Source organism: Streptomyces sp. NPDC058579 (assembly GCF_042718575.1).
In the GTDB taxonomy this organism is placed as follows: domain Bacteria; phylum Actinomycetota; class Actinomycetes; order Streptomycetales; family Streptomycetaceae; genus Streptomyces.
Map to the genome: position 1 here is coordinate 122,167 of NZ_JBHXPI010000015.1, position 22,324 is coordinate 144,490.

General features: G+C 70.9%; 28 protein-coding genes. 21 read left to right on the top strand and 7 right to left on the bottom strand.

The features are described from left to right. The 6 genes from ACFWRO_RS19450 to ACFWRO_RS19475 form a co-directional block, all read right to left on the bottom strand. On the bottom strand, positions 1-414 hold the full coding sequence (locus ACFWRO_RS19450) for a DUF6238 family protein (protein WP_384511758.1): 414 nt from the start codon (positions 412-414) through the stop codon (positions 1-3). 49 nt (positions 415-463) lie between these two features. After that, positions 464-1,912, bottom strand: coding sequence for an SCO6880 family protein (locus ACFWRO_RS19455; protein ID WP_384511760.1), 1,449 nt, complete (start codon positions 1,910-1,912; stop codon positions 464-466). Positions 1,913-2,020: 108 nt separating this feature from the next. Further along, complete coding sequence (locus ACFWRO_RS19460) at positions 2,021-3,373, bottom strand: ATP-binding protein (RefSeq protein ID WP_384511762.1); 1,353 nt, start codon at positions 3,371-3,373, stop codon at positions 2,021-2,023. A gap of 26 nt (positions 3,374-3,399) precedes the next feature. Continuing rightward, complete coding sequence (locus ACFWRO_RS19465) at positions 3,400-4,089, bottom strand: hypothetical protein (protein ID WP_384511764.1); 690 nt, start codon at positions 4,087-4,089, stop codon at positions 3,400-3,402. Next, on the bottom strand, positions 4,089-4,418 hold the full coding sequence (locus tag ACFWRO_RS19470; protein WP_384511837.1) for a DUF6112 family protein: 330 nt from the start codon (positions 4,416-4,418) through the stop codon (positions 4,089-4,091). The genes ACFWRO_RS19465 and ACFWRO_RS19470 overlap by 1 nt, the downstream gene beginning before the upstream one ends. 128 nt (positions 4,419-4,546) lie before the next feature. Further along, on the bottom strand, positions 4,547-5,671 hold the full coding sequence (locus ACFWRO_RS19475; RefSeq protein ID WP_384511766.1) for a C40 family peptidase: 1,125 nt from the start codon (positions 5,669-5,671) through the stop codon (positions 4,547-4,549). A 504-nt stretch (positions 5,672-6,175) separates the two neighbouring features. On the opposite strand from ACFWRO_RS19475, the gene ACFWRO_RS19480 reads away from it, so the two are divergent. From ACFWRO_RS19480 to ACFWRO_RS19580, 21 genes are all read left to right on the top strand, one after another. Further along, positions 6,176-6,931 (top strand): DNA-methyltransferase, encoded by a 756-nt coding sequence (locus ACFWRO_RS19480; protein ID WP_384511768.1) that lies wholly within the window; start codon positions 6,176-6,178, stop codon positions 6,929-6,931. A 126-nt stretch (positions 6,932-7,057) separates the two neighbouring features. Continuing rightward, positions 7,058-7,684: a DUF4913 domain-containing protein gene (locus ACFWRO_RS19485; protein WP_384511770.1), complete on the top strand. Its 627-nt coding sequence runs from the start codon at positions 7,058-7,060 to the stop codon at positions 7,682-7,684. After that, complete coding sequence (locus ACFWRO_RS19490; RefSeq protein ID WP_384511772.1) at positions 7,681-8,160, top strand: hypothetical protein; 480 nt, start codon at positions 7,681-7,683, stop codon at positions 8,158-8,160. The genes ACFWRO_RS19485 and ACFWRO_RS19490 overlap by 4 nt, the downstream gene beginning before the upstream one ends. Beyond that, positions 8,157-8,540 carry a hypothetical protein gene (locus tag ACFWRO_RS19495; RefSeq protein ID WP_384511774.1) on the top strand — a complete coding sequence of 128 codons (384 nt, stop codon included), beginning with the start codon at positions 8,157-8,159 and terminating at the stop codon, positions 8,538-8,540. The genes ACFWRO_RS19490 and ACFWRO_RS19495 overlap by 4 nt, the downstream gene beginning before the upstream one ends. After that, positions 8,521-9,060 carry a hypothetical protein gene (locus tag ACFWRO_RS19500; RefSeq protein WP_384511776.1) on the top strand — a complete coding sequence of 180 codons (540 nt, stop codon included), beginning with the start codon at positions 8,521-8,523 and terminating at the stop codon, positions 9,058-9,060. Before ACFWRO_RS19495 ends, ACFWRO_RS19500 begins: the two co-directional genes overlap by 20 nt. Beyond that, a complete protein-coding gene (locus ACFWRO_RS19505) occupies positions 9,026-9,247 on the top strand; it encodes a hypothetical protein (protein ID WP_384511777.1) in 222 nt (73 codons plus the stop codon). Before ACFWRO_RS19500 ends, ACFWRO_RS19505 begins: the two co-directional genes overlap by 35 nt. Positions 9,248-9,330: 83 nt before the next feature. Continuing rightward, on the top strand, positions 9,331-9,975 hold the full coding sequence (locus ACFWRO_RS19510) for a hypothetical protein (RefSeq protein ID WP_384511779.1): 645 nt from the start codon (positions 9,331-9,333) through the stop codon (positions 9,973-9,975). 135 nt (positions 9,976-10,110) lie between these two features. After that, positions 10,111-10,557, top strand: a complete 447-nt coding sequence (locus ACFWRO_RS19515) for a hypothetical protein (RefSeq protein ID WP_384511781.1) — start codon at positions 10,111-10,113, stop codon at positions 10,555-10,557. Continuing rightward, a complete protein-coding gene (locus ACFWRO_RS19520; RefSeq protein ID WP_384511783.1) occupies positions 10,554-10,961 on the top strand; it encodes a hypothetical protein in 408 nt (135 codons plus the stop codon). Before ACFWRO_RS19515 ends, ACFWRO_RS19520 begins: the two co-directional genes overlap by 4 nt. Then, the gene (locus ACFWRO_RS19525; RefSeq protein ID WP_384511785.1) at positions 10,962-11,357 is read left to right on the top strand and encodes a hypothetical protein; all 396 of its coding nucleotides are present in this window, start codon (positions 10,962-10,964) and stop codon (positions 11,355-11,357) included. Between the two features lie 32 nt (positions 11,358-11,389). Next, positions 11,390-12,235, top strand: a complete 846-nt coding sequence (locus ACFWRO_RS19530) for a winged helix-turn-helix transcriptional regulator (protein WP_384511787.1) — start codon at positions 11,390-11,392, stop codon at positions 12,233-12,235. A 159-nt stretch (positions 12,236-12,394) separates the two neighbouring features. Continuing rightward, positions 12,395-12,658 carry a hypothetical protein gene (locus ACFWRO_RS19535; protein ID WP_384511789.1) on the top strand — a complete coding sequence of 88 codons (264 nt, stop codon included), beginning with the start codon at positions 12,395-12,397 and terminating at the stop codon, positions 12,656-12,658. A gap of 26 nt (positions 12,659-12,684) precedes the next feature. Continuing rightward, complete coding sequence (locus ACFWRO_RS19540; RefSeq protein ID WP_384511791.1) at positions 12,685-13,959, top strand: MFS transporter; 1,275 nt, start codon at positions 12,685-12,687, stop codon at positions 13,957-13,959. After that, positions 13,956-15,461, top strand: a complete 1,506-nt coding sequence (locus ACFWRO_RS19545) for an acetyl-CoA carboxylase biotin carboxylase subunit family protein (protein ID WP_384511793.1) — start codon at positions 13,956-13,958, stop codon at positions 15,459-15,461. The genes ACFWRO_RS19540 and ACFWRO_RS19545 overlap by 4 nt, the downstream gene beginning before the upstream one ends. Next, the gene (locus ACFWRO_RS19550; RefSeq protein WP_384511795.1) at positions 15,458-16,336 is read left to right on the top strand and encodes a DUF317 domain-containing protein; all 879 of its coding nucleotides are present in this window, start codon (positions 15,458-15,460) and stop codon (positions 16,334-16,336) included. The genes ACFWRO_RS19545 and ACFWRO_RS19550 overlap by 4 nt, the downstream gene beginning before the upstream one ends. 13 nt (positions 16,337-16,349) lie before the next feature. After that, entirely contained in the window at positions 16,350-17,183 is an 834-nt protein-coding gene (locus tag ACFWRO_RS19555; RefSeq protein WP_384511797.1) for a hypothetical protein, read from the top strand. Positions 17,184-17,239: 56 nt separating this feature from the next. Further along, on the top strand, positions 17,240-18,220 hold the full coding sequence (locus ACFWRO_RS19560; protein WP_384511799.1) for a collagen binding domain-containing protein: 981 nt from the start codon (positions 17,240-17,242) through the stop codon (positions 18,218-18,220). 173 nt (positions 18,221-18,393) lie between these two features. Beyond that, the gene (locus tag ACFWRO_RS19565) at positions 18,394-19,707 is read left to right on the top strand and encodes a hypothetical protein (RefSeq protein ID WP_384511801.1); all 1,314 of its coding nucleotides are present in this window, start codon (positions 18,394-18,396) and stop codon (positions 19,705-19,707) included. Positions 19,708-19,829: 122 nt separating this feature from the next. Further along, positions 19,830-20,192 (top strand): DUF317 domain-containing protein, encoded by a 363-nt coding sequence (locus tag ACFWRO_RS19570; protein WP_384511803.1) that lies wholly within the window; start codon positions 19,830-19,832, stop codon positions 20,190-20,192. Positions 20,193-20,235: 43 nt separating this feature from the next. Beyond that, positions 20,236-20,508, top strand: coding sequence for a hypothetical protein (locus tag ACFWRO_RS19575; RefSeq protein ID WP_384511805.1), 273 nt, complete (start codon positions 20,236-20,238; stop codon positions 20,506-20,508). A 76-nt stretch (positions 20,509-20,584) separates the two neighbouring features. Beyond that, entirely contained in the window at positions 20,585-21,259 is a 675-nt protein-coding gene (locus ACFWRO_RS19580) for a DUF317 domain-containing protein (protein WP_384511807.1), read from the top strand. 346 nt (positions 21,260-21,605) lie between these two features. Here ACFWRO_RS19580 and ACFWRO_RS19585 read toward each other — a convergent pair whose 3' ends face one another. After that, positions 21,606-22,301 (bottom strand): hypothetical protein, encoded by a 696-nt coding sequence (locus tag ACFWRO_RS19585; protein WP_384511809.1) that lies wholly within the window; start codon positions 22,299-22,301, stop codon positions 21,606-21,608. Between the last annotated feature and the right edge of the window lie 23 nt (positions 22,302-22,324).

Here is a 22,324-nt window from a genome sequence, read left to right on the forward strand (position 1 = left end):
TCAGGCGGTGCCGTGGTCGGCCGGGGTGGTCTTGCGACGGACGGCGTGGCCGGAGGCGAGGTGGCGCTGACAGATGGTGAGGACGAGCGGGCCGTCGGGGAGCCGGTCGGGGGTGCAGGCGGGGGCGGCAGGCAGGGTGTGGAAGGCGTCGTGGAGGCTGGCGGTGGCCTGCCAGAGCCGCAGGTGCGCGGTGGCCAGATGCCGTCCTGACGTGGGGTGTTCGGAGCGCACGGTCTCGGCAAGCTGGTCGAGGAGCAGGTGCAGGCGGGTGACGTGCTCGTGCAGGTTGTCGAGGTGTCGCCGGTCGGCCGGGGTGCCCCGGCCGATGGACCGGGCGTGGTGGCGGATGCCGGCGGTCGCGGCCCGCAGGTACGGGTGGGCGTTCGTCGGGTCGGTCGCGGTGATGGTGGCCAAGAGCGTGGGGTCTTTCTGCGGTGGCCTGGATGGATCAGGCGGCGGGGCCCTACTTCTCCTGGGCGGTGCGGGCGAGGGGGAGTGCGGCGAGGGCGAACGCGTCGGGCTGCTGGTAGTCGAGGCGGCGCAGGTCGACCTGGGCGGTGACGGCGGCAGTCTCGATCTGAGCGCAGGCTGCGTCCAGGGCCTGGTCGGTGTCGGCGGAGACGGTGAGCAGGCCAGTCATGGCGACATCGGCGTGACCGGCGATGAGCTGCCTCTCGCGTTCCTTGACGTCGCCGTACTCGACGACGTCGGCTTCGGAGTCGACCTGTCCGCGGCGGGCACGCTCGTTGGCGTCGGCGATGATCGTCGCCTTGGTGCGCTGGACGTCGCGGATCGCGGACTCGAAGCCCTGGGGGACATAGATGAGAGAGAAGGAGCGGCGCACCCCGGCGGTGAACAGCAGCTGGTGGAGGAAGCCCGCGAGGACTTCGGTGCGCGGCCAGTTCTCGACCCAGTAGGTGGTGTGGCGGGCAGTGTCGGTGATGAGTCGGTCGTGTTCCTCGACCTGGACGACGGGGCCGGCGGCGGCGGGGTCGGCTTCGGCGCGGCCGGTGTCCGACCACTGCTGCAGCGCGGCCAGGGCCTTGGGGTCGTAGGCGGTGCGGATGACCGCGGCGATCTCCCGCGCAGTCAGCCAGCCGTTCACGGTCAGACCGGCGTTGCGGGCGGCCTGGGTGAGGGAGGAGGTGGCCTGGCCGAGGACGGTGAAGGCTCCGGGCAGTCCGCCGCCGGCCTGGCTGATCAGGCGCTTGGCGGCCTTCAAATCGAGGGAGATGGCCAGGTACGTCTCGTGCGGGGCGGCGGCCGGGCCGGCGGAGGCGACGAGGTCGCTGTAGACCTGGCCGGCGAGCTGGGTGCCGGGCCGGCCGTGGGTGTTCCAGTGCCGGGTCAGGGTGTCGCCGGAGTCGGGGACGGTCCGCTCCAGGACCTGGACGGTGGCGACGTGCCCGGTGCGCGCGATCCCGGCCAGGGCCCGCCCCCACGCCTGGACGTGAGAGTTCTGGGTGGCGGGGTCCAGCAGGGCGAAGGCACGGCTGGTCACCCGGGCGACCGCGGTGAGGGTCTGCTGGTGGGGATCGTGCAGAGCGGCGGCCTGTCCGTCGACCGGGGTGACCACCTTGATCGAAGCGGCTGTTCCCGGCAGGTGCAGGGTTCCTTCGGCGCGCGGGCGGGACACCGGACGGGCGAGCCACAGGGTCTGCCCGGTGCGGCGGCGCTGCGCGTAGCGTCCGACGATCGGCGCCCAGTCGATCAGGGACCGGCCGCGGCGCCGGACGGCGACGAGGGCGGCGACCCCCGCCCACAGCGGGGTGAGGATCAGGGCGCCGGGCAGGCCGGTGGTCACGACGGTGATCAGGAGCAGCGCGAGCGCGGCCGAGGTGAGGGCGAGCTGGGGCAGCGAGAGGCCGAGCAGGATCCCGCGGCGGGACCTGGTCGGGAACTTCACCGTCATCGGGGTGATCGTGAGGTCAGACAAGGCAAGGGCTTTCCGAAGGAGGCGGCCCCCGGGACGGGACACAGCAGTCGTGTCCCGTCCCGGGAACCAGGGGAGTGTCGGGTGTCAGGAACCGGCGGGGGACTGCGGCGTCGTGAACGGGCTGCCGCCCGTGGCAGACCCGGAGCCCTGCGCGGCACCGACGGGGCCGGCGCTCTGAGGCGCTCCGTCCTGCGTGCTGCGCGGTGTGGCACCCGCGGGGGGTCCGCCGGGGGCGCTGTTGCCGACCCCGGAGGAGTTGCCCGAGTCCTGGGCCGCCGGGCTGGTCGGCATGGAGCTGACCGCCTCGTTCAGGCCGCTCTGGACCTTGTCCATGGCCGGTGATGCTCCGGTGCCGCCACCGCTGCCGGAAGGGCTGGAGGCGATGTCACCGGGGAAGGCGCCGGATCCTGCGGCCGGGCCCTGCGGCGATGCAGCTCCGGCCCCGGCGGCGGCACCGCCGGTTCCCGCGGTGGCCGCCGCGGCTGCCGCCTTGCGGGTCGCTTTCTCGGCATGCTGCTTGGCCAGCTGCGCACCAGCCCCGCCGGAGCGGTGCAGGGTCTCACCGTCGGTGGACTCCGCCGCCCAGTGCACGAACTTGAAGGTGGCGTAAGGGCACAGCATCACCAAGAGCATGATGACGATGCCGGCCATGACGTCGGCGAGCGCGGCGATCCCGCCGTCCGCGTCGGTCTTGCCCATGGCGGAGATGCCGAGGAGGAAGACCACGGTCATCAGGAGCTTGGAGACGATCAGGGTGGCGGTCGCCTCGATCCAGCCGCGCCGCCAGCGGCGGGCGGCCTCCCATCCGCCGCCCGCTCCGGCGAAGACTGCCAGGGTCACGAGCACGAGGATGCCGACCTTGCGGACCATCATGACGCACCAGTACATGACGGCGCCGACGGCGGCGCCGAGGGCTGCGAGGGCGGCCACCAGCCAGCCGAGCGGGGAGATCGCGGCGATCTGCGAGACCTTCACCATGCGGCGGACAGCGTCGTCGATCGAGGTGCCGGCTGCCGCGAACAGCGAGTCGGACAGGGCGTCGACGACTTCGATCGCGACCGTGGTCAGGGCGATGGCGGCGAAGCAGAAGATAACGCCGCCGGCGGTGCCGGTGAACGCCTGGCCGAGTGCCTGTCCGTCGCGCTTCATCGCGGCCCGGACGAGCTGGGCGCAGAAGGTGGCGACGAGGATGGTCAGCCCGATCGGCAGGAGCATCTCGTAGTTGTCGCGGAACCATCCGGCGCCGAGGTCGATCTTGGTGGTGGTGTTGACGGCCTCGGCGGCCAGGTCGGCGGCTGCGGCGGCGAGTTCGCCGCAGGATTTGGCGATCCAGTTGCCGATGCCTTCGGTGATCGCCTTGCCCGGGTCGGAGACGAAGTCGATCGCGTCGGCCGCGTCGCAGAGCTTGCCCGCGACCGGAAGAGCGCAGAAGTCCACGGCGGACTCCTCCTATCTGTTGCGGGTCAGGGGGCGGTGTTCGGCGCGATGGCGACCAGGGCGCAGTCGGTGCTGGGGCGGCACTGGACGGCGAAGGTGACCGAGCGGTCCTCGGCGCCGCCTCCGCCGTCCTTCCAGGCGATGGACTGCTTGCCGTTGACGGTGACGGCGTAGATGTACGCCTCGGTCAGGGCGGCCGGGTCCTCGGCCAGGGCCTGCTTGAACGCCGATGGGAAGTGCGCCTGGGAGACGGTCGCGGTGGCGTGCTGGCCCTGGTCGTGCATCCGCGACCACAGCAGCGGGTCAGGTACCTGGGCCTGGATGGAGGTCCAGTCGGTGTACTTCGTCTCGGCCGTCATCCAGGCGTGCATGCCGGCGAGCTGCTGGTCGCGGGTGGTAGCCCGGGTGTCGTAGGACCAGAGCATCACCGCCGCGGCGCGGCCGTAGGCGAGGGGATCGGACAGGCGCGGCGGTGGGGAGACCGTCCCCGTCGCAGCCTCCGTAACGGGTGCGGACGTGTCCGGACGGGCGGTCGGACCGCTGACGGACGGCTTGCCGGAGGGTGTCTCACCCCGGCCGCCGCCGGTCGTGAGGTAGGCGGCAAGGCCGGCGCCGGCCAGCAGTAGGGCCAGGACCGCGGCGAGGACGGCGACGCGCCGGCCGGTGGACCAGTGCGCCGTGGCGGCGCGGACGCGTGGGCGGGAGCGCTTGCCCATCAGCGGACCTGCGTGCCGAGCGTGGAGAAGAACGCGATGATCCCGTTTGCGGCACCGAGACCGAGCGCGGCGCCCGCGGACACGAGGGCGCCCTTCTTCCCGTTGGCCTCGGCCTGGTGACCACCGGTGTGGTGGCCCCAGGCCCACACGCCGAGGGAGACGGCGAGGGCGCCGACGACGGCGATGATCGCGGCCATGTTGATGGAGCTGACGACGTTGCGCAGCAGGTCCAGCCCCGGAAGGAAGCCGCCCTTCGGGGAGACACCGGGGTCGTAGGCCAGGTACGTGACGCGGTCGGTGAGCTGCTGGAGGTGAGCGAGGGTGGGGATGGTCGAACTCCTTGCGAGCGCAGGCCAGATGGCCCAGCGGGAAAGAGGAAGAGGGGAAGGCGCGCGGCGGCATGCGGCTCGCGGCGGCCGGGGAAGCGGCCCGTGGCCCGGGAAGCGGGCGGGGAGCGCTAGGAGTTGAGGGCGGGGATGCGGCGGACGGCGAGGATCTGCCAGTCGGCGACCTTCTCGATCCGCACCGGGCGTCCGGTCTTCGGTGCGTTGATCACGAGACCCGCGCCCATATACATCCCGACGTGCTCGGGGACAGCGGCGGTGCCGCGGATGAAGAGCAGGTCACCGGGCTTGAGCGCGTTCGCCGGGACCGGGACGCCCTCCTTGACCTGGGTGTACGTGGTGCGGGTGAGGGTGACGCCGGCCTGCGCGTAGGCGACCTGCATCAGGGAGCTGCAGTCGCAGCGACCCATCGGGTCTGGCCCGTGGGAGTCCTTGCAGGTCCCGCCCCACTGGTACGGGGTGCCGAGTTGGTGCATCGCCCACTCGATGGCCGTGCGGGCCTTCGGGGAGGCGTCAGCGGGAATCTTGTAGCCCGCGGGGACGGTGCCCTGGGGGATCTCGCCCCACTGCGATCCGTCCTCGCCGGGTCGGCAGCCGCCGCCCGCCGGGCCGCCCGGAGCCCCGGTGTCGCCTCCGCCTTGGGGGAGGGTCTTGACGATCGCCTCCTGCAGAGCACGGGCGAGCGACTCCCACTGGGCGTACGCGTCGGGATAGCCGGAGATCTGGACGGCCTGGGCGGCCTGGGTGATCGTCATCTGCTGCCAGCCCGCGACCTTGAGAAGTCCCTCGTAGAAGCGGGTGGAGGCGTGGACGGGGTCGAGGATCTCCTCGGCGGTGCCCCAGCCCATGCTCGGCCGCTGCTGGAACAGGCCCAGGCTGTCGCGGTCGCCGTAGCGGAGGTTGCGCAGGCGGGATTCCTGTATCGCGGTCGCGAGGGCGACGACTTGGCCGCGCTCGGGGACCTTCATGGCGATCCCGGTGGCGATGATCGTCTTGGCGTGAGGGATCTGCTCGGCGGGTAGCTCCAGGCCCTTGATCTGGATGCCGGGGGTGGCGCCGGAGCCGCCGAGGATGCCCGCGACCTGCTGGGCGACGGCGTTGGCGTCGACCGTGTTGTCGACGCCGCACTGCGTGGCGCGGGAAGCGGAACTACTGGCGGCAGCCGCTGTGGCGGCTGCGCCGGCCAGGAGGAGCGGAGAGAGGACGACGACGCCGACGGCTGCGGCTATGCCCTTCAATCCGCTGAGCCTCCCGAGGGGGCGAGGGTTCTACGCAGGGTTCGAGGCAGGGGAGGGTACGGCTGTGTCACGAGTGGTCCTTGAGGTGAAGTCCGGCCGCGCTGGTCCGAGGTGAGAAGGGCGCGAGGGCCGGGATGAGGTGATCGGAAGGCCTGGGAGGAGTGGCCGCGGGGCGAGTTGCCTCTCGCCGGTCGGGCATCCTCGGGGGCGTCGAGAGCGGGGTCAGGACAAGGCTGTGCCTCCAGAAGGGCAGGGGGAGGGGTGGGCGTTCGGCAGCTGGGGCCGGGCGGTGGTCAGACTGTAGGTGCCGATTCCCGGTTGACCTAATTTCTCGCCTCGCAGGGGTCAACCGGGAATCGTGTCCTACAGTGTGGCTTCCCCCGCTTGCCCGCCGCTCTCCTTCGGCATGCCGGCCTTCCGTGCCTGTATTCGCCGCCGCGGCGCCCGCATTCAGTGCGAGGCGGGATTCCCACTCTCTGTCGTGACCCGAATCGGGGTACCCCTTTGCCTTTTTCCCTTCACCACGGCGACGCGCTCGGCGTCCTGGCCGGCCTTCCGGACGACTGCGTGGACGCGGTCATCACCGACCCGCCGTACAACTCCGGCGGGCGGACCGCGAAGGAGCGCACCTCCCGTACCGCCCGACAGAAGTACACCTCCGCCGATGCCGGCCATGAGCTGGCGGACTTCCCCGGCGAGAACATGGACCAGCGCTCGTACGGCTTCTGGCTGACGCAGATCATGACCGAGGCACACCGGCTGACGAAGCCCGGCGGTGCGGCGCTCCTGTTCACCGACTGGCGGCAGCTGCCGGTCACCACCGACGCGATCCAGGCGGCCGGATGGCTGTGGCGTGGCGTCCTGGCCTGGCACAAGCCGCAGGCCCGCCCGCAGAAGGGCCGTTTCACGCAGAACTGCGAGTTCATCGTGTGGGCGTCTAACGGTTCGATCGACGGCTCCCGCAACCCCGTCTACCTGCCCGGCCTCTACTCGGCGTCGCAGCCGTCGGGCAAGGCCCGGCAGCACATCACGCAGAAGCCGGTCGAGGTGATGCGCGAGCTGGTGAAGATCTCCCCGCCCGGCGGCACCGTCCTCGACTTCACCTGCGGCTCCGGCTCCACCGGCGTGGCCGCTCTCCTGGAGGGCCGCGACTTCATCGGCGTCGAGAAGACCCGGCACTACGCCGAGATCGCCTCCGACCGCCTCACCGAAACGCTCCACCAGACCCTCGGGCCGGACGACCTCACCCTGACGGCCTGACCCGGATGCGCGCAACCGCGAGTTACTGGCGGTTTGTTATCCGCGCCTGCGCGCATTCGGTCCCTGCCGTCCCATCACCCGTTCTTGAATTTCCGGCTGCCGCGTGCGCCGGAGGAGGAGATTTCCTTGGAGCCTGACCCTCTGGAGGAATTCGGCGCCGCCGGGGAATTCGACCCGGTGCGCCTTCCGGAAGGCGACCTGGACAGCATCCAGGCCACCGTCCGCAAGCTGCTCGACCGCTCCGCCGAGCAGGCGCGGCAGCTCGACCACCTCGCCGCCGCACCGGGACCGGTGTCGCTGCCCGGCTTCGGCCTGCCGCCGATGCCGGCCGCGGCGATGATGCCGCCGGAGCCGCGTCCGATTCTGGAGCTGGACGGCGAGGAGTACGAGAGCGAGCTGGACCTGCTCACCGACTGGGTGGAGGACTTCCTCATGCCCACCTACGGGAGCGAGGTCACGACCGCCTCCCCGTGGTGCGACCAGTGGCAGGAACACCTCGACGTCGTCGCCTGGCTCCACGCCCTGTGGATGGCCTACCTGCAGCACAAGGACCCCGAGGCCGGACCGGCCGGTCCCTTCGTATGGCACAGGGACTTCCTCACCCACTGCATGGCCGCCATCCGGGCCGCCGGCGGACCGCTGTCCGCCTGCCAGACGGACCCCGAGCGGCCGTCGCACCGCCTCCTTCGCGGCCCTGGCCGCTCCGTGCGCGCCGTAGCCCGCGACGGTGAGACGGCGCAGGCGGAGGAGTGAGTGCCGAGGGCCGGCCGCCCACCTTCGGCCTCACCTTCGACCCGCGCGCCCTCACAGACCTGCTCCAGGCCCCCAGCGACATCCGCGACCTGTCGCTCGCGCTGCTCCAGGAGGTCGTCAACGCAGACCGGCACGGGAGCAAGCTCACGGCCGAACTCGCCGGACTGCGCAAGCTCTACGTCGACCGCCAGGCCGCCTGGCGGATCGTCTACGCGCTGCGGCCGGCCCCGACGACCTCGGCCTACCCCATGGAGATCCACGTCGTGGCCGTGCGCCCCCGGGCCAACCACGACATCTACGACACCGTGGCCCGACGCCTCGGCATCGACCACCGTCCGGTCGGCGCCCGCGCGCACGCCGCCCGCACCCGCTCACCCCAGATCGACGCCTACCGCGAGATCCCGAAGCCCGGCCCACCCCCCGGCCTTCCCCGCTCCGCCGAGCCCACCGTCCTCACCACGAAAGCCGTACGTTGACAGCCTTCCCGAACTTCCTCGACCACTTCGGCGAGAACCTCCTTGAGCTCCCGGCCGAGCCGGAGAACCCCCACCACCGCGCGCTGCTGGAGACCTACATAGAGGTCCAGCAGCTGGAGCGCCGCCTGCTGGAGACCCTGACCAATCCGCACCCGGACATCACGCCGGACGGCTTCCACGCGTGCACCGAGATCCTCATCGACCGCATTGCCGCCGGTCAGGAACTCGCCGTCCTGCTGTCCGCCCCCTGCTGCTGCGCTCCCGCGGAGGAGTCCTCCTGCGAGGAGGACCCCGACAACTGCTCCCCGGACTGCTACGAAGCCGTCGACCGCGCCGGCGACGAGGACGCTGCGGGGCGGCGTGGCTGCCGGCGGCAGTGACCGGGGCCGCGCGAACGTGCCCCGGTCCACGACGACGCCCGTCCGCAAGGCGCTGACGTCCCTCGACCACCGCGTCGAGCTTGCCGTCGGCTACACCGTCGACCGGCTCTGGCGCGACCACGACCGCGGCCTGCTCGACGAGCAGATCGAGAGCGTCGCCGGCGCCCACCGATCCCTGTCCAGCGCCGAGCAGTCCGTCACCTTCTACCGCGTGCTCCTCCAGCGCCTCGCCAGCGGCGAGTACCCCATGGACTCCGCGCTCTTCGACCGCATCGGCCGCACGGTCAAGCAGCTCCAGGAGGCTGTGCGCATCCGCGGCGTTCACGAGACGGAGCTGTCCGACGTCCTCGAGCCCGTCGAGGCGAACGCCCCCCCGCATCCCGGCTGGCCACGCCGACCTGAAAGCCCACGACATCGCCCTGCTCCTGGCGATCGGCCAGGGCGCCAAGCTCCGCGAGCACCTGCTCACCCAGCGGCTCTCCGTCGTGACCGCCTCCGGCACCAGGATCGGCCAGCATGACTTCGCCCGGCTGGAGACGGCCGGGCTCGTCCACCGCGACACCAGGCACCCGCTGCACGCCGGACAGCCGGTCGCCCTCACCGACGCAGGCCGCGCTGCCCTCGCCGCTCGCCGCTCCAGCCGTGTCACGAGCCGCCCCGCACCACGCCCCGGTGCCTGGCCCGACGCCACCACCCGCACCCGCTGAACCGAAGTCCCAGGAGACCCTTGTCCTCTTCCGGCTACGAACCCGCCTTTCGTCTTCAGGGCTACCGACCGACCTCAGCAGCGGTGGAGCGGGAGTTCGGTGACCGCGTCGCCCTGAGCGAGACCGACCTGAACACGCTGGCTCAGCACCACACCCCCGACGGCCGGCAGAGCTTCTTCGTCTTCCACGACACCTCCGTCATGTACGGGCTGCCCGGCGAACCACAGCTCCTCGCCCTGCACCTCACCCGCGACACCGAGGCCCGGACCTTCACCTTCGCCAGCGCCCGCCTCCCGCTGTACGCACTCGCGCAGTCCTGGCTCATCCAGCGCCACTGCCCGCCCTCCGCCATCAGCCGGTCCGATGACATCGGCACCAGCCCCGCCGACACGATGACCACCGGGCTGGAGCAGCGCTTCCGCGACCACGGCAACCAGTTCTCGATCGTGATGAGTTACACCGGCGAGGGATACCCGACCCAGGAGACCGTCGTCCTCCTGGAAGCCGCAGACCGCACCGGGCCGCAGCCCTTCCGGATCCTGCTGGAAACCACCGACCTGCGGGCCCACACCCACCAGCTGCGCGAGGGCGCCTTCGGCACCGCGGACGCGGCGCTCGCCTGGCTGGACGACCGCAGCACGCCGCTGCCCAGGCCCCGGGCCACCACCTCCCCACGGCCCCCGGCGAAGCCTGTCGGCCCGACGACCGCCCCGGGCCGGAAGCGGTGACCACCCGGCGAGAGCGGCGAAAGGTACCAGCAAATCGCCGGTTAGGTGAACCGGGGATTCTCCGGATCCTAGAGATCACCCGCCCGGAGCGACAGCTTCCGGACCTTCCCCCCTGTCCGCGTCAAGGAGAGGCGTATGCCTGTGACCGACGAACCCGACGATGTCCTGCGCGCCGTCGCCCGCGAGATCGAGGACCGCTTCGGCGTCCCCGTGGACGAACTGCGCGAGGCCGTGGCCGCCGCCCGCGGCACAATCTCGTTCCTGCCTAGCGCGGTCGTCCGCTGGTACGACGACCTCGAAGAGGCCCAGCGCCTGCTCACCTCGGCCGAGGACGAGCTGCTCGGCGCTCTGCAGTCCGCCCCCGCCGGCGAGCTGGACGAGCAGGTCATGACGCTCGCGCAGCGCGTTGACACCGCGCTGACCATCCGCGACGGCCGGGCGCTGACCGTGCGCCACCTCCTGGAGGACTACCCCCTGCCCGAGCCCCCGGCCGTCAGCCGCGCCGCCCGGAGAACCGGACCCGTACTCACCACCACCCCGGTCCCGCAGCCCGCCCCCGTATCCGCAAGGACCCGCCGATGAGCACCACCATCAAGCCGAGCAGCCGGGACGAGCGCTTCGCCGAGGTCTTCGGGGCCCCGCTCGACCAGCTCCTCGCCGCCCCCGAGCACACCCGGCACCTGCGCGAAGCCCTGGAACTGCGCGCGTTCCTGGCGGTGGCCGAGCAGCACGTGGCCCGGGTCCGCGACCGCAGCGCTCCGGACCGCCCGATGGACGAGCTGTCCGAGGACGACCTGCGCATGGACGCCCAGTGGATGGAGGCCGCACTCCAGGCCCGACGCGGCTACCTGTCCGTGCTCGACAAGGTCCTGCGATCCGAACCACCGCCGGAGCACCAACGCACAGTGACGTTCAACCAGCCGACGATCACTGCCCGAGCTGTACCTGCGGAGCAGGCAACGGTCCAACGAACTAAGGGACGTTGATTGCCCCATCCTGTATCCGACCAACTCGCCGAGCGGATCGAATCGCTCTACGGCAGGCCCCGGGCCGAGCTCGCCGCCATCGCCACCACCGACCGGCCGAACATGCTCGTCACCCTCCTCGACGCACTGACCACCGTCGAACTGGCAGAGAAAAACATTCAGTTCCAGCGCGAACGGCTTCTCCAGCTCGCAGACCCGGGCCGTGACATCGGCCCCGCCACCCCCGGCCACCTCCTCGACTGCAGCCGCCGGATCGCCGAATCGGTCGCCACCCGCGACAACCAGGCCCGCTTCGCCTCCGCCGTGATCCAGAGCCTCTACCGCGCCCCGGTCCCCGCCGCCACGCCCGTCGCTCAGACGCCTGCCCCGGCCGCGACCACAGCGCGCACCCGCTGAACACCCCACCACCACGCCTCAGGAGTACATCCATGCCCGCATCCGGCCTGCCCGCCCCCGCACCCCGTGACATCGACCTGGTTGTCCAGGCTCTGGAGGCGATCTCGCCGAGGTGGAACGCCTGGGTGCTGATGAGCCTCGCAGAGCCCGCCCGCTACTCCGACCTCAAGGCACGGATGCCGTGGATGGCCGACGGCCAGCTCCACCCGAAGGTCCGCGATCTGCAGGCCGCCGGCCTGGTGCGGCGCACCGAACACACACGCCGCCACGTCATCTACACGCTCACCGACCGGGGTGCCGCTCTGCTGCCCGTGCTCGACCATTTCGCCGCGTGGGGGAGCAAGCACCTGGAGCGGCCCACCGTGAAGGACCCCGTCACCAAGAAGAACACGACCCGTCCGGCGGCCAAGGGCGAGGAGATTGAGGACGCCCTCCACCTGATCTCGCGACGGCACGCCACCACGATTCTGTGGGCGCTCCGCGACCGCGGCGCCACCACCGGCGCGGCCCTCGCCTCTTCCGTACTCGTCGACGCCCACCCCACGGCCGTCTACCACCCGCTCAAGCACCTGTCGGACAAGCGCCTCGTGACGCGGGACCACGAAGGGAAGTTCGTGCTGACCGCCGCCGGCCGGGGCCTGACCCCCGCCTACGAGGCGCTCACCGCCTGGGCAACCGGCCAGCCCACCGCCCGCCGTGCCCCGGCACGGCCGACCGCAGTGCCGACCCATCACACCTCGCAGGCGGCGGTTGCCGGCGCCGTGCTGAGGACGGCCCCTGCCGTGGCGTCGTGGAAGTCCGGCGATCTCTTCTCTCACCCGTCGGTCGCCCGACCGGTCAAGGCAATGGTGCCTCCGGCGGGAGGTGTCCGCCGGTGAACGAGGCCGCCGAGCCGCGGCCGGTGGTGGCCCTGGGGACGAAAGACCGTCCGCGACGCCCTTGCCGCCCGCGGCCTCGTCCTCCGCTCCCATCAGCCCGGCACCGCCCTCGCCACCGTCGCTGACCTGATCCGCGAGACCGCGGACAACGTCGATGAGGTGCAGCAGACGCTGCTGCAGCGGGCGGACATGGCCATCAGCCAACTCCAGTCCGTGACGCAGGGCCGCGACCGCTACCGGCTCGGTTCCACCGACGGCCTCCTGCAGTCCCTCGGCAGCGAGATCGACGCGCTCGTCGCCCGCCGCGGCGAAGGCATCCAGCTCTTGCGGCTGCTCACCAACAGCTACGCCGACTTGAACGGCGCGCCCAAGCCGCCCCCGGCACCTTCCCGCCTTCCGTCGCCCCGCCGCGGCGGACGGTAGCCGCTCCTGATCTCCGACGAAAGCACATGACCGACTTCGTGATCGCCGGACCCCGGCACGCTCTGCCGCCCCAACTCTCCCTGCTGCGGCGGATCTACCTCCCCCGTACGGCCGACGCCGGCGCCTTCGCGATGTCCACGTACGGCATCCCGCTGATCGTGCTGGCCACCACCCAGTCCGCCACCCTCACCGGAATCGCCTTCGCCCTGGAGTGGCTGCCCCGCCTCGCAGCCTTCTCGCTCGCCGGACAGGTCGTGGACCGGCACGGCACCAAGCGCGTTTTCCGCATCGCCTCGGTCCTGCGCGCCCTGGTCGTCGTGGCCGCCGCCTTCATCCTGCCCACCCAGGCCGGCGGCACGGGAGCCACCATCACGGTGATGGCGCTCGCCGCGATCACCGGAGTCGTCACCGAGTTCTCCTACATCGCCGCCGAAACCGCCGGCGCGACCGCGAGCAAAGACGCCGGCGACCGCGCCCACCGGGTGCAGTCCGTCCTCCTCGGCATCGACCAGACCGCCACCCTCGCCGGACCTGCGCTCGCAGGGTTCCTCCTGCACGCCGTCGGCGTCACCGGCACCCTGCTGACGATGGCCGCCTGCTCACTGCTCGGGGCCCTGCTCGCCCCCTGGCACCGCGAATCGCGCCTCGTCCCGCCACCGGCGCCCGCACTCGCCGGACTGCGCACCGGATGGAAGACCCTCGTCTCCATTCCGGCACTGGCCTGGCTCATCACCGGCCTGACCGTCTCCAACATGGCGACCGGCGTCCTGCAGGCCGCCGCCCCGGTCATCGTCGTACAGCACCTCGGCCAGTCCAGCGCCGCCGTCGGCCTGATCTGGTCCGCTGCCGCAGCAGCCTCCCTGCTCGCTGTCGCCCTGTGCCGGTTCGCGATCGACCGCCTCGGCCTGTGGCCCGCGGGCGCGGCAAGCGCCGCCGTCGCCGCCCTGGCCGGGCTCGCAGTCTCCCAGGCAGGCCACTACACCGCCTTCCTCGTCCTGACCGCCGTCCTCATGGCCGGCGAAGGCGGCATGACCGTCGTCCTGCGCACCCTGCGCTCCCACCTCATCCCCGAGCCCGTCTTCGGCGCCACCCTCGCCGTCACGATCCTCGTGATGCTCACGCCCTTCCCGCTCGCAGGAATCGTCGTCGCCCTCACCCCCGCCGCCGCGCTCGGCCATGTGCTGACCGCCTGCGCCGGCCTCCAGGCCGCCGGTCTCGCGTGCGCGTTCTGGCGCCTGCGCCGCGAGCCAGCCGTGCGCAGCCCCCGTACCACCCAGCCCGGAGCAGCCACCTCCCCATGACCACCCCGCACCTGTCGCGGTTCAGCGCCGACCAGGCCCTCGCCGCCGCCTCCCTCGTCCGTGGACTCACCGACCGCCTCGCCGCTCTCACCTCCGCCGAGGCGACCACGCTCGCCGGTCACCTCCTCGCCCCCGGCGGCCTCGCCACCGACCTACGCCGCCTCCTCGACGCCGCCACCCGCCACCGCCCGACCACCCGTGAAGACAAGGGCCTCCCCGTGACCGTCCCCCCGACCTCCCTGAAGCAGACCACCAGCCGCCCCACGGTTCTCGTCGTCGCCCCCGGCGACGAGGTGTACCGCGGCTACTGCCTCAAGCAGGTCGCCGCCGCATACGACGTCGCCGTCATCACCCCGCAGCCGCTCACCTGGGAGACCGAGCACGTCGTCGACCACGAACTCGCCGACCCCTACCAGCTTGACCAGCTCCTCGCCGTCGGCGAAGCCATCACCGCCCGCCGCACCATCGCGGGCGTCCTGACCTGGAACGAGAACCTGCTCGTCCCCACCGCCCAGCTCGCCGAACACCTCGGCCTGCCCACGAACCCCCCGGCCGTGATGAAGAACTGCCGCGACAAGCACGCCACCCGCAAGCTCCTCGCCACCCACCAGGTCCCCTCGGCACGCTCCGGCCGCGTCCTAGACCTGCTGGAGGCCACCATCCTGGCCGATGACATCGGATACCCGATCGTCCTCAAGCCCGCAGGCCAGGCCGGAAGTGTCGGCGTCATCCGCGTCGACAACAGCGAAGACCTCGCCCACGCCTTCGACTTCGCCGCCGCCGGCGCCGCCCTGAGCGGAGGCCAGAACACCGACATCCTGGTCGAGGAGTACCTCGATGGCCCGGAGATCAGCGTCGAGTGCGTCACCCAGAACGGCCACACCCACGCGGTCGCCGTCACCCGCAAGAAGCTCGGCTTCGAGCCGTACTTCGAAGAGGTGGGCCACACCGTGGACGCCACCGACACGCTGCTCGACGAGGTCGCCCCGATCGCCGCCGCCGCGATCCGCGCGCTCGGCCTCGACCACGGCATCCAGCACGTCGAGATGCGCCTCACGCCGTCCGGCCCGCGCATCATCGAGGTCAACGGCCGGATCGGTGGCGACCTCATCGGCCACCTCGTCCGCCTCGCCACCGGCCTCGACCTGCCCCGCATCGCCGCCGACCTCGCCTGCGGCACCACCCCGAGCCTGGAGCACTCCCGCCTGCGAGCCGCCGGCGTCACCCTGCTCTACCCGGAGACCTCCGGCACCCTCACCCACCGCTCCATCGACCAGGACTTCGCCGACCGGAGCCGCTGGCTCGACCTCGTCCAGTGGATCGGCGCCGTCGGCGACCAGATCACCCTGCCCCCGGAAGGCGACGTCGACGTCGCCCGCGCGGGCCTCTACGTCGTCACCGGCTACGACGCCGCCAAGGTCGAAGAGCGCCTCGCCGAGACCGCGCAGCACATCACCCTCACCGTCCAGCCCGCCGGCGCGCGGGCGAAAGGCACCGCGTGACCTACACCCCGGAAGGCGACGTCTACGTCTCCCCTCGCTACCTCGCAGGGGCCGACTGGTGCGGCGACGCGGGCTTCGTCCCCGTGAACCACTGGCCCACCGTCCACTTGGAGGACGGCCCCTGCCAGATGCTGATCACCTCGCCCGACCAGCGCATTCGCATCGGCTGGTACGGCGACGACTTCGACGTCTACAAGATCTCCGCCAGCGAGGACGCCTCGTCCCCGACGCGCTGGTCAGCGACTTTCAACGACTCCTTCCCGGCCGAGATCGTCGCCGCATTTACCACCGCGCTCGAACGCGACTGGACTGCGCGCAAGGACCAGGACCCCTTCATCGAAACCCCCTCCCCGTACTGGGCAACGCGGGTGCAGCCGCTGCTGGATGCGGGCTGGAAGGCCCAGCGGCTTCCGGGATCGGTCACCCTCGGGGCCGCTGGCCGATCCAGCCGTATCCACGGCCCGTACGTCGAGATCACGGCCCCGGACGGCACCGCAGGGGTGTCCATCGACGTCGGCAGCGAAGACCTCGACGAGGAGACGGTCCTGCTGTGGGCCGGACCCTCCGGATGGAACCGAGCCGAAGCCCGATTCACCTCCCGCACACCCGCCCACCTGATCGCGGCCACCGCCCAGGCCCTGCTCGACCCGACATCGGTCCTGCGCTACCGCGACCAGCTGGCCCCCGAACTCGCCGCTCTGGCGCAGCTCACCCCGCTCACCCCGCCGAAGCCCCCCGCCCCGACCCCGCTCGACATCCAGCGTGCCCAGCGCCGGCCCCCGGCGATCACCACGCGCAGCGTCCCGCGCTGGAGCACCGCCACCCGGCCGCCTGCGACCGCAGCACCGCCCGCTGGCCGCTCGGTCGGCCGCTGACACAAGGAGTCTCGTGCCGCTGCACGCGCAGGAATTCTTCGACCGGCTCGACCTTCCTCTCCCGTTCGGCACCGTCGTCGGCGACGTCTATTACGCGAACCCGACCGACTCGCCGATCCGCCTGCGTATCGAGTTCGCCCGCACGATCATGGAACGCCAGTACGACGGCCTGCGCCTGGCCGTCATCGACGCCGAGCGCGGCACCCTCGACACCGTCCACCTCCGCTTCACCGAGCACGGCACGTTCACCCGCCGTGACGCTGAACGAAGGTCATGTGACACGCGCGGCGTCATACGCGACTGGCACCAGGACGGCCTGCCTCCCTGGGCCGGAGCGGACCTCACCGGCCTGCGGACCGCGATCGTGGACTTCGTCCATGTCTCCTGCCCCGCCCTTATCGCCCCCCGGAGCTTCGCGGAACCCGGCCCGTGGGCCGATCGCTGGCACGAGACGCTCTGGGCGACCGACACCGTCGTGCTCACCCGCCTCCACGAAGCGACCCAGGCCGTACTCGACCTCGCCGAGAGCGGCACTCACGACGACATGCCCATCACCGAGACCCTGCGCAACGCCCGGTACTACGTGATGGACATGCTCGGGCTCCCTCTGGACCAAGGCATGCTCGCCGAGGCCGCGGCCGTCACCCAGCTCACATGCCGCCGCCTCGGCCCCGACACCGCCGGCGCCCTCGAACGCATCGCCAGCATGCCGTTGGACAAGCAGCGCGCTGTCGTCCAAGCCGCCTCCCGCCGGCACGCGGCCACCTCCACACCCCTGCGGACGAGCCCGCCTCCCGCACGCCCCGTCCCGGCGCCCGGCCAGACCCCGACTGCCCGCTCCCACTGACCTCCGCCCCCGAGGCGGTCCCCACCACACAACTGACCGAGGAGAAACCCTTCTTCATGCGTGCCACCCGCCGTACCGCGGCCACCCTCGCCGCGACCACCCTGGCGACCAGCTCCCTGATCTGGGCCCCGACCGCCTTCGCCAGCGCACCCGAGATCCCCCCGGGCGCCGTCGAGATCAGCAAGAAGGACCCGGACGGCGCCCTGCTCGCCGGTGCCGCGTTCTCCCTCCTCGACACCCTCAACGGCACCAAGGCCCTGACAGGCAAGACGAACGCCGAAGGCATCCTGCGCTTCGAGAACGTCCACCCCGGTACCTACCGCCTCAAGGAGACCGACTCCGGCAGCCCCCTCCACGACCTGGCCCCCGACCAGGACGTCATCGTCACCCCCGAGCACACCGCGAAGCTCACGGTCATCGACACCTTCAAGCCCGCCGACCTGCTGGTAAAGAAGGTCGACAAGAAGACCGGCAAGCCCCTGGCCGGTGCCGTCATCAACATCAGCCCCTCCACCGGCACCGGCAAGGCGATCACCCTGACCACCGGCAAGGACGGCACCGCCACCACCAAGCTCCCCGTCTCCTCCCGCAACGGCACCACCTACGCCGGCACCGAAACGCAGGCCCCCTCCGGCTACGAACTCGACACCACCCCGGTCAAGATCACCGCCAAGCCCGCCGAGAAGACCACCGCCACCTTCACCAACGCCAAGAAGGACAAGCCCACCCAGCCGCCCACCACCCCGCCGACCACGCCGACCACACCCCCGGTCACCCCGACCACCCCGCCCACCACTCCGGTGACGACCCCGCCGACCGCCCCGACCCCGAGCCAGTCCACCTCCACCGCACCGGTGCCCCCGACCGACACCCCGAGCACACCGCCCGCGGAGGGTTCCCTCGCGCACACCGGCGCCGACTCCAACGCGTGGCTCCTCGCCGGCGGCGGCTTCCTGATCGCGGCCGGCGGCGGTGCCCTGATCGCGGCACGACGCAAGAAGACGGACGACGACGAGGAGACCCCGGCCACCAGCTGACCGGTAGAACGACCAAGAACTGAACTCTCTCGAAGGGCCCCAGGAAGGCGAACTCCTGGGGCCCTTTGCCATTCCAAGGCTGCCTGTTCAACAGGGGATCCGGGAATCCCGGGGCTGACGTGGAGAGCTCGTCGTACGATGGCCGGTTCTTCACACTCCCGAGGAGGCCATGGATGGACCGGCTGTCGCTCGACGACCTACGAGCCGTAGACGAGCGCGTACTTCCCTTCAACCCCTACGGGTTTGGTGGACGGCTGGCGCCTGACGATGCCCTGGCCTTTCAGCAGCAAGTGATTGCCCAGTATGTACTCGTCGACAACGTCGCAGAGGGAACTCGGCAGCGCTTCGAGCAATTGCGCCACGTCTTCTGCTACGGCGTGCTCTGCTACGACGTGTTCACTATGGTCGGCGACGCGGCACTTCTGGTGTTCGAGCAGGCTCTCCGTGATCGGTTCATCGCCTTCCATCAAGGTGAAGTGTCCGTTCGGACCAAAGAAGGTGAAGTGCACACCCTTGCGGAGGTGACCAACTACGGCCAGTTCATGGAGAGGTACAAGGACCTCAAGGGCACCAGGATCCAGATGGGACCGAACCGGAGCTGGACCGGTTTCAACGGAACCCTGGACGGCTTGCACCGTTGGGCCCGCCGAGAAGGCTTGCTGCGCGGTCAGCGAAACCGTGGCTGGGAGAAGGCCATCACCGACCTGCGGAACATGGTCGCTCACCCGAGCGGCTTTCACCTCCACGGACCCGTCGAGGCTGCCCGTACCCTCTCCAACCTGGCTGAGGTGATCAACCGGCTGTGGGGCCAGGACACCCCCGGAGGACGTCTCTACCCCGCTCCCGTGAGGCGTCGCACTACCGCCATCGCCTGGAATCCGGCTACTGGGTCCATCTCCATCGGGCATATCGAGAATCTTCGAACGGACGCCGAAGAAGACGAATGGCGGTACGTCGTCGTCCAGGCGGTCTTTGAACCCGGCACGGCCGAGGATCCCACCCTCTTCCATTTCGACGCCCTCTTCGAGCAGACGACGTACCCCTGCGACCTGCTCTGGGGGCCAGGCGACCGCGCGCAGCTACTTCGGTGGCTTGACAGGAACCCGCCGTCGGCCGATACGTGTGATCATCTCGACCGAGTGTTCCTGGTCCGGCATGACGGAGGCACTCTGTACGTACCGCAGCGGCCCGACGTCGCTGCCGGCCTTCCCGAAGCTGAGCGCAGTGGAACGTGGTTCGCGATCCGTGCAGACTTCCCCGCCGACGCCTTTACCCACGTGCGCGCATCCGTTGAAGACCTCGAATCCCGGCATCAACCTGTAGGGGAGTGTCGGCAGTGTCACGCAGACACGCTCAAAAAGGGCACCTGGCGAGAGGCGCTTGCGGCTGCAGAGGGTGCGGGGGCGAGCGTCGCACCGATCCAGCCGCCGGACGCGAGAGTGCCGGGCTGGATGCCCAGCTCGATCTCAGTGTCTACTACTACGTAGCTGGCCTGACCAGTTCGCCGGAGGCAGACAGGAAGAAGCGCTGAAGGACTGGTGGACAGGCGGGAAGGGATGTCAACGTGGACGCCTTCCCGAAAAAAGCCAGGTCAGAGAGGTGAATGCCCGTGACCGTCGATGCTGCGAGGCCAGGCTTCTCCACCACCGTCGCTGAGTTGCGGCTGCGGACATGGCTGCTTGGCCGGGGGCAGTCGATGGACGTCATCGACCTGTTCACCGACGCCGACTTCAAGGTCGTCGTCGACGACCGCGCCGATGTCCACATCAACTCGCGGGACGGCCGGCTCTACCTCGGATTCTTCCCCGACGGCCGGCCCGGCGCCGATGCAGAGGGCTGGAAGCTCGCCGTGACCGGCACCGCGGACGTGCCCGGCTACTGCGTCTCCTTCCACAGGGAGACTCCTGCGGCGGTCGTTGTCGCAGCCGTCGGCAGCGTGCTGGCCACGTCCGCCCCCGCCGCCCACTGGTGACCCGGTGTTCCGTTGCCCCACTCGATTCCGCTAGGAGCTGCTGTTGTCCTCCACCCTCACCACTCGCGATCTCATCGCCCGACTGTCCGAGTTCGATCCCGACACCCCGGTGCACCTCGCCATTAACCCCTTCTTCCCGTTCCGGCACGGCATCGCCGACGTGATTGCCGCGAAGGACGCGCTTGGCCGTACGACGGTCTACGTGACGGAGAACGGCGAACAGCAGGGCCCCGTCCCGCCGGGGGTCACCGTCGCCGCAGGTTGGCACGAGCCGACGGAAGCACCTCGCCGCCCGCGCACCGGTATCTCCGCGTAGTAGCAACCCCACCCACCGCCTGGAGGCGCCCCTGAACCCGCAACCCTTCTTCTACCCCTCCCGCCCCGCTTACTGGGTGCGACCGCGCCACCTGGCCGGCGACGACGACGAACTCGCCGACCGCGTGGCCGACGTCCTCGTGGAGGCCGGCTGGTCTACATGGACGACGGCCCGCTCCACCCTGCTGCACCTGAGCCCCCGTGGACTCGCTGGCGCCGAGTGGGTGCGAGGCTCCCACGGCTTCCTCCTTGGTGACCTCCAGGTCGCCTGGCACGTCTCTGCCCGCCTGCACCCGGCACGCGCCGCGATGGAGTGGACCGCCTGCTTCACAACCGGCACACCCCCCGAGGCCATAGCCGACTTCCTCCTAGCCAGCGCCGCTCGCACGGACCCGGCCGTCAACTACGACGAATACAGTCGCGTCCTCGACGCGCTGTGCGCCCACGGCTGGGCCCGTGACATCGACACCCCCGACACTCGAGCCTGGGATCCGGGCATGTCGGCGGGCTTCGCCTGGGCCGAACTGCCCGAGATGGTCCGCGACGGCGACCCGCGCCCCGGTTTCGGCTGGCAAGCGTGGGCCGAGCCGGTCATCGGCGATCCCTACCAGTGGACCGCGGTCTTCAGCGCGAGCGTCCCCCACGACCTCGTCGCCGCCTTCGCCGCGTCTCTCGCCTCGCCCACCCCGGTGCTGCGCCGCAACCCGCCGGAGAACGCCGCCGGCCGCCTCTTCGTGACGCCGGCACCCTGACCCACCGTCCGCGCCTATTTCGTTTCCGAGGAGGTCCCGTGCCACGTCTTCTTCCCCGCCTCAGTGCTCACCACCCGGACGGCACCGTCTGCCCGACCACCGGTCCTTCCCGGCACTTGGTGTCCACGAGCGGCGTGCCCCGCACTCCGCAATGCGCCGGCCGGGCCCGATGGGATGCAGTCTGCGGGTGTGGCTGGACCCACACCGCCACGGCGAAGGTGATCACTGACGACGAACGCCGTCGCCATACCTGTGGCTGAACAGCCGCGTGCTCTGCTCGACGGGATGTGAAGACGGCCCATGGACTCCGTATCGGAGTCCATGGGCCGTCTTCGTACACGTTAGGTCAGCCTCGCGCCTTCTCGACCGCACGGGTCAGGTGTGTGTCGACGAGGGCGGGGGAGCCGGACACGACGATGAGGATGGAGCCGGTGCGGACGGCGGTCTGCTTCATCACGGTGTCGTGCCCGCCTGAGGTGAAGGTGAGGAGCTGGCTCCAGGCTTCGTCGCCCAGGGAAGGCGCCGGGAGCTTCTGGGTAGCAACGGTGATCGGGGCGTCGCCCACGACGATCTGGTACAGCGGGCAGCCGGTCATGGCCTCGAACACGGTCTTCGTGTTCGGGCCGAGCTTGTCGACGGTGTCGCTGTAGAGCTCCTCGGCCACCTCGGAGTCGGAGCCACGGGTGTAGGAGAACGTGGCCTTCGCGCTGTTGGGGAAGTCCAGGTCTTCGCCGGCGGCGCCGTCGCCGCCGAGCTTCTCCAGCGCCGGGCAGCCGATGACAGTGACGTCGTCACGGCCGCTGTTGTCGGACTTCGCCTGGCGGGTGTAGCCCTGGCCGAGGTCCGACTCGTTCAGCAGGCGTTGGGCGAGCGCGGCTGAGGAGAGCGGGGCCTGTGCGGGCTTCGCCACGGGAGTCCGCATGCCTGAGGCGGCCGGTGCGGAATCGGAGGGGGCGGGGGAGGAGCTGTCCTTCGCGCAGCCCGAAACGGAGAGGGCGACGAGGGCGGCGAGGGACAGAGCGGCGGAGGCGCGACGGTGCACGGTGGATCCTTCGGTGGTCGGGT

Coding starts and splice junctions, on each gene's coding strand:
- ACFWRO_RS19455 (WP_384511760.1), bottom strand. CDS start 1,912: ATGACGGTGAAGTTCCCGACCAGGTCCCGCCGCGGGATCCTGCTCGGC.
- ACFWRO_RS19465 (WP_384511764.1), bottom strand. CDS start 4,089: ATGGGCAAGCGCTCCCGCCCACGCGTCCGCGCCGCCACGGCGCACTGG.
- ACFWRO_RS19515 (WP_384511781.1), top strand. CDS start 10,111: ATGCCTGTGACCGACGAACCCGACGATGTCCTGCGCGCCGTCGCCCGC.
- ACFWRO_RS19520 (WP_384511783.1), top strand. CDS start 10,554: ATGAGCACCACCATCAAGCCGAGCAGCCGGGACGAGCGCTTCGCCGAG.
- ACFWRO_RS19530 (WP_384511787.1), top strand. CDS start 11,390: ATGCCCGCATCCGGCCTGCCCGCCCCCGCACCCCGTGACATCGACCTG.
- ACFWRO_RS19540 (WP_384511791.1), top strand. CDS start 12,685: ATGACCGACTTCGTGATCGCCGGACCCCGGCACGCTCTGCCGCCCCAA.
- ACFWRO_RS19545 (WP_384511793.1), top strand. CDS start 13,956: ATGACCACCCCGCACCTGTCGCGGTTCAGCGCCGACCAGGCCCTCGCC.
- ACFWRO_RS19560 (WP_384511799.1), top strand. CDS start 17,240: ATGCGTGCCACCCGCCGTACCGCGGCCACCCTCGCCGCGACCACCCTG.
- ACFWRO_RS19565 (WP_384511801.1), top strand. CDS start 18,394: ATGGACCGGCTGTCGCTCGACGACCTACGAGCCGTAGACGAGCGCGTA.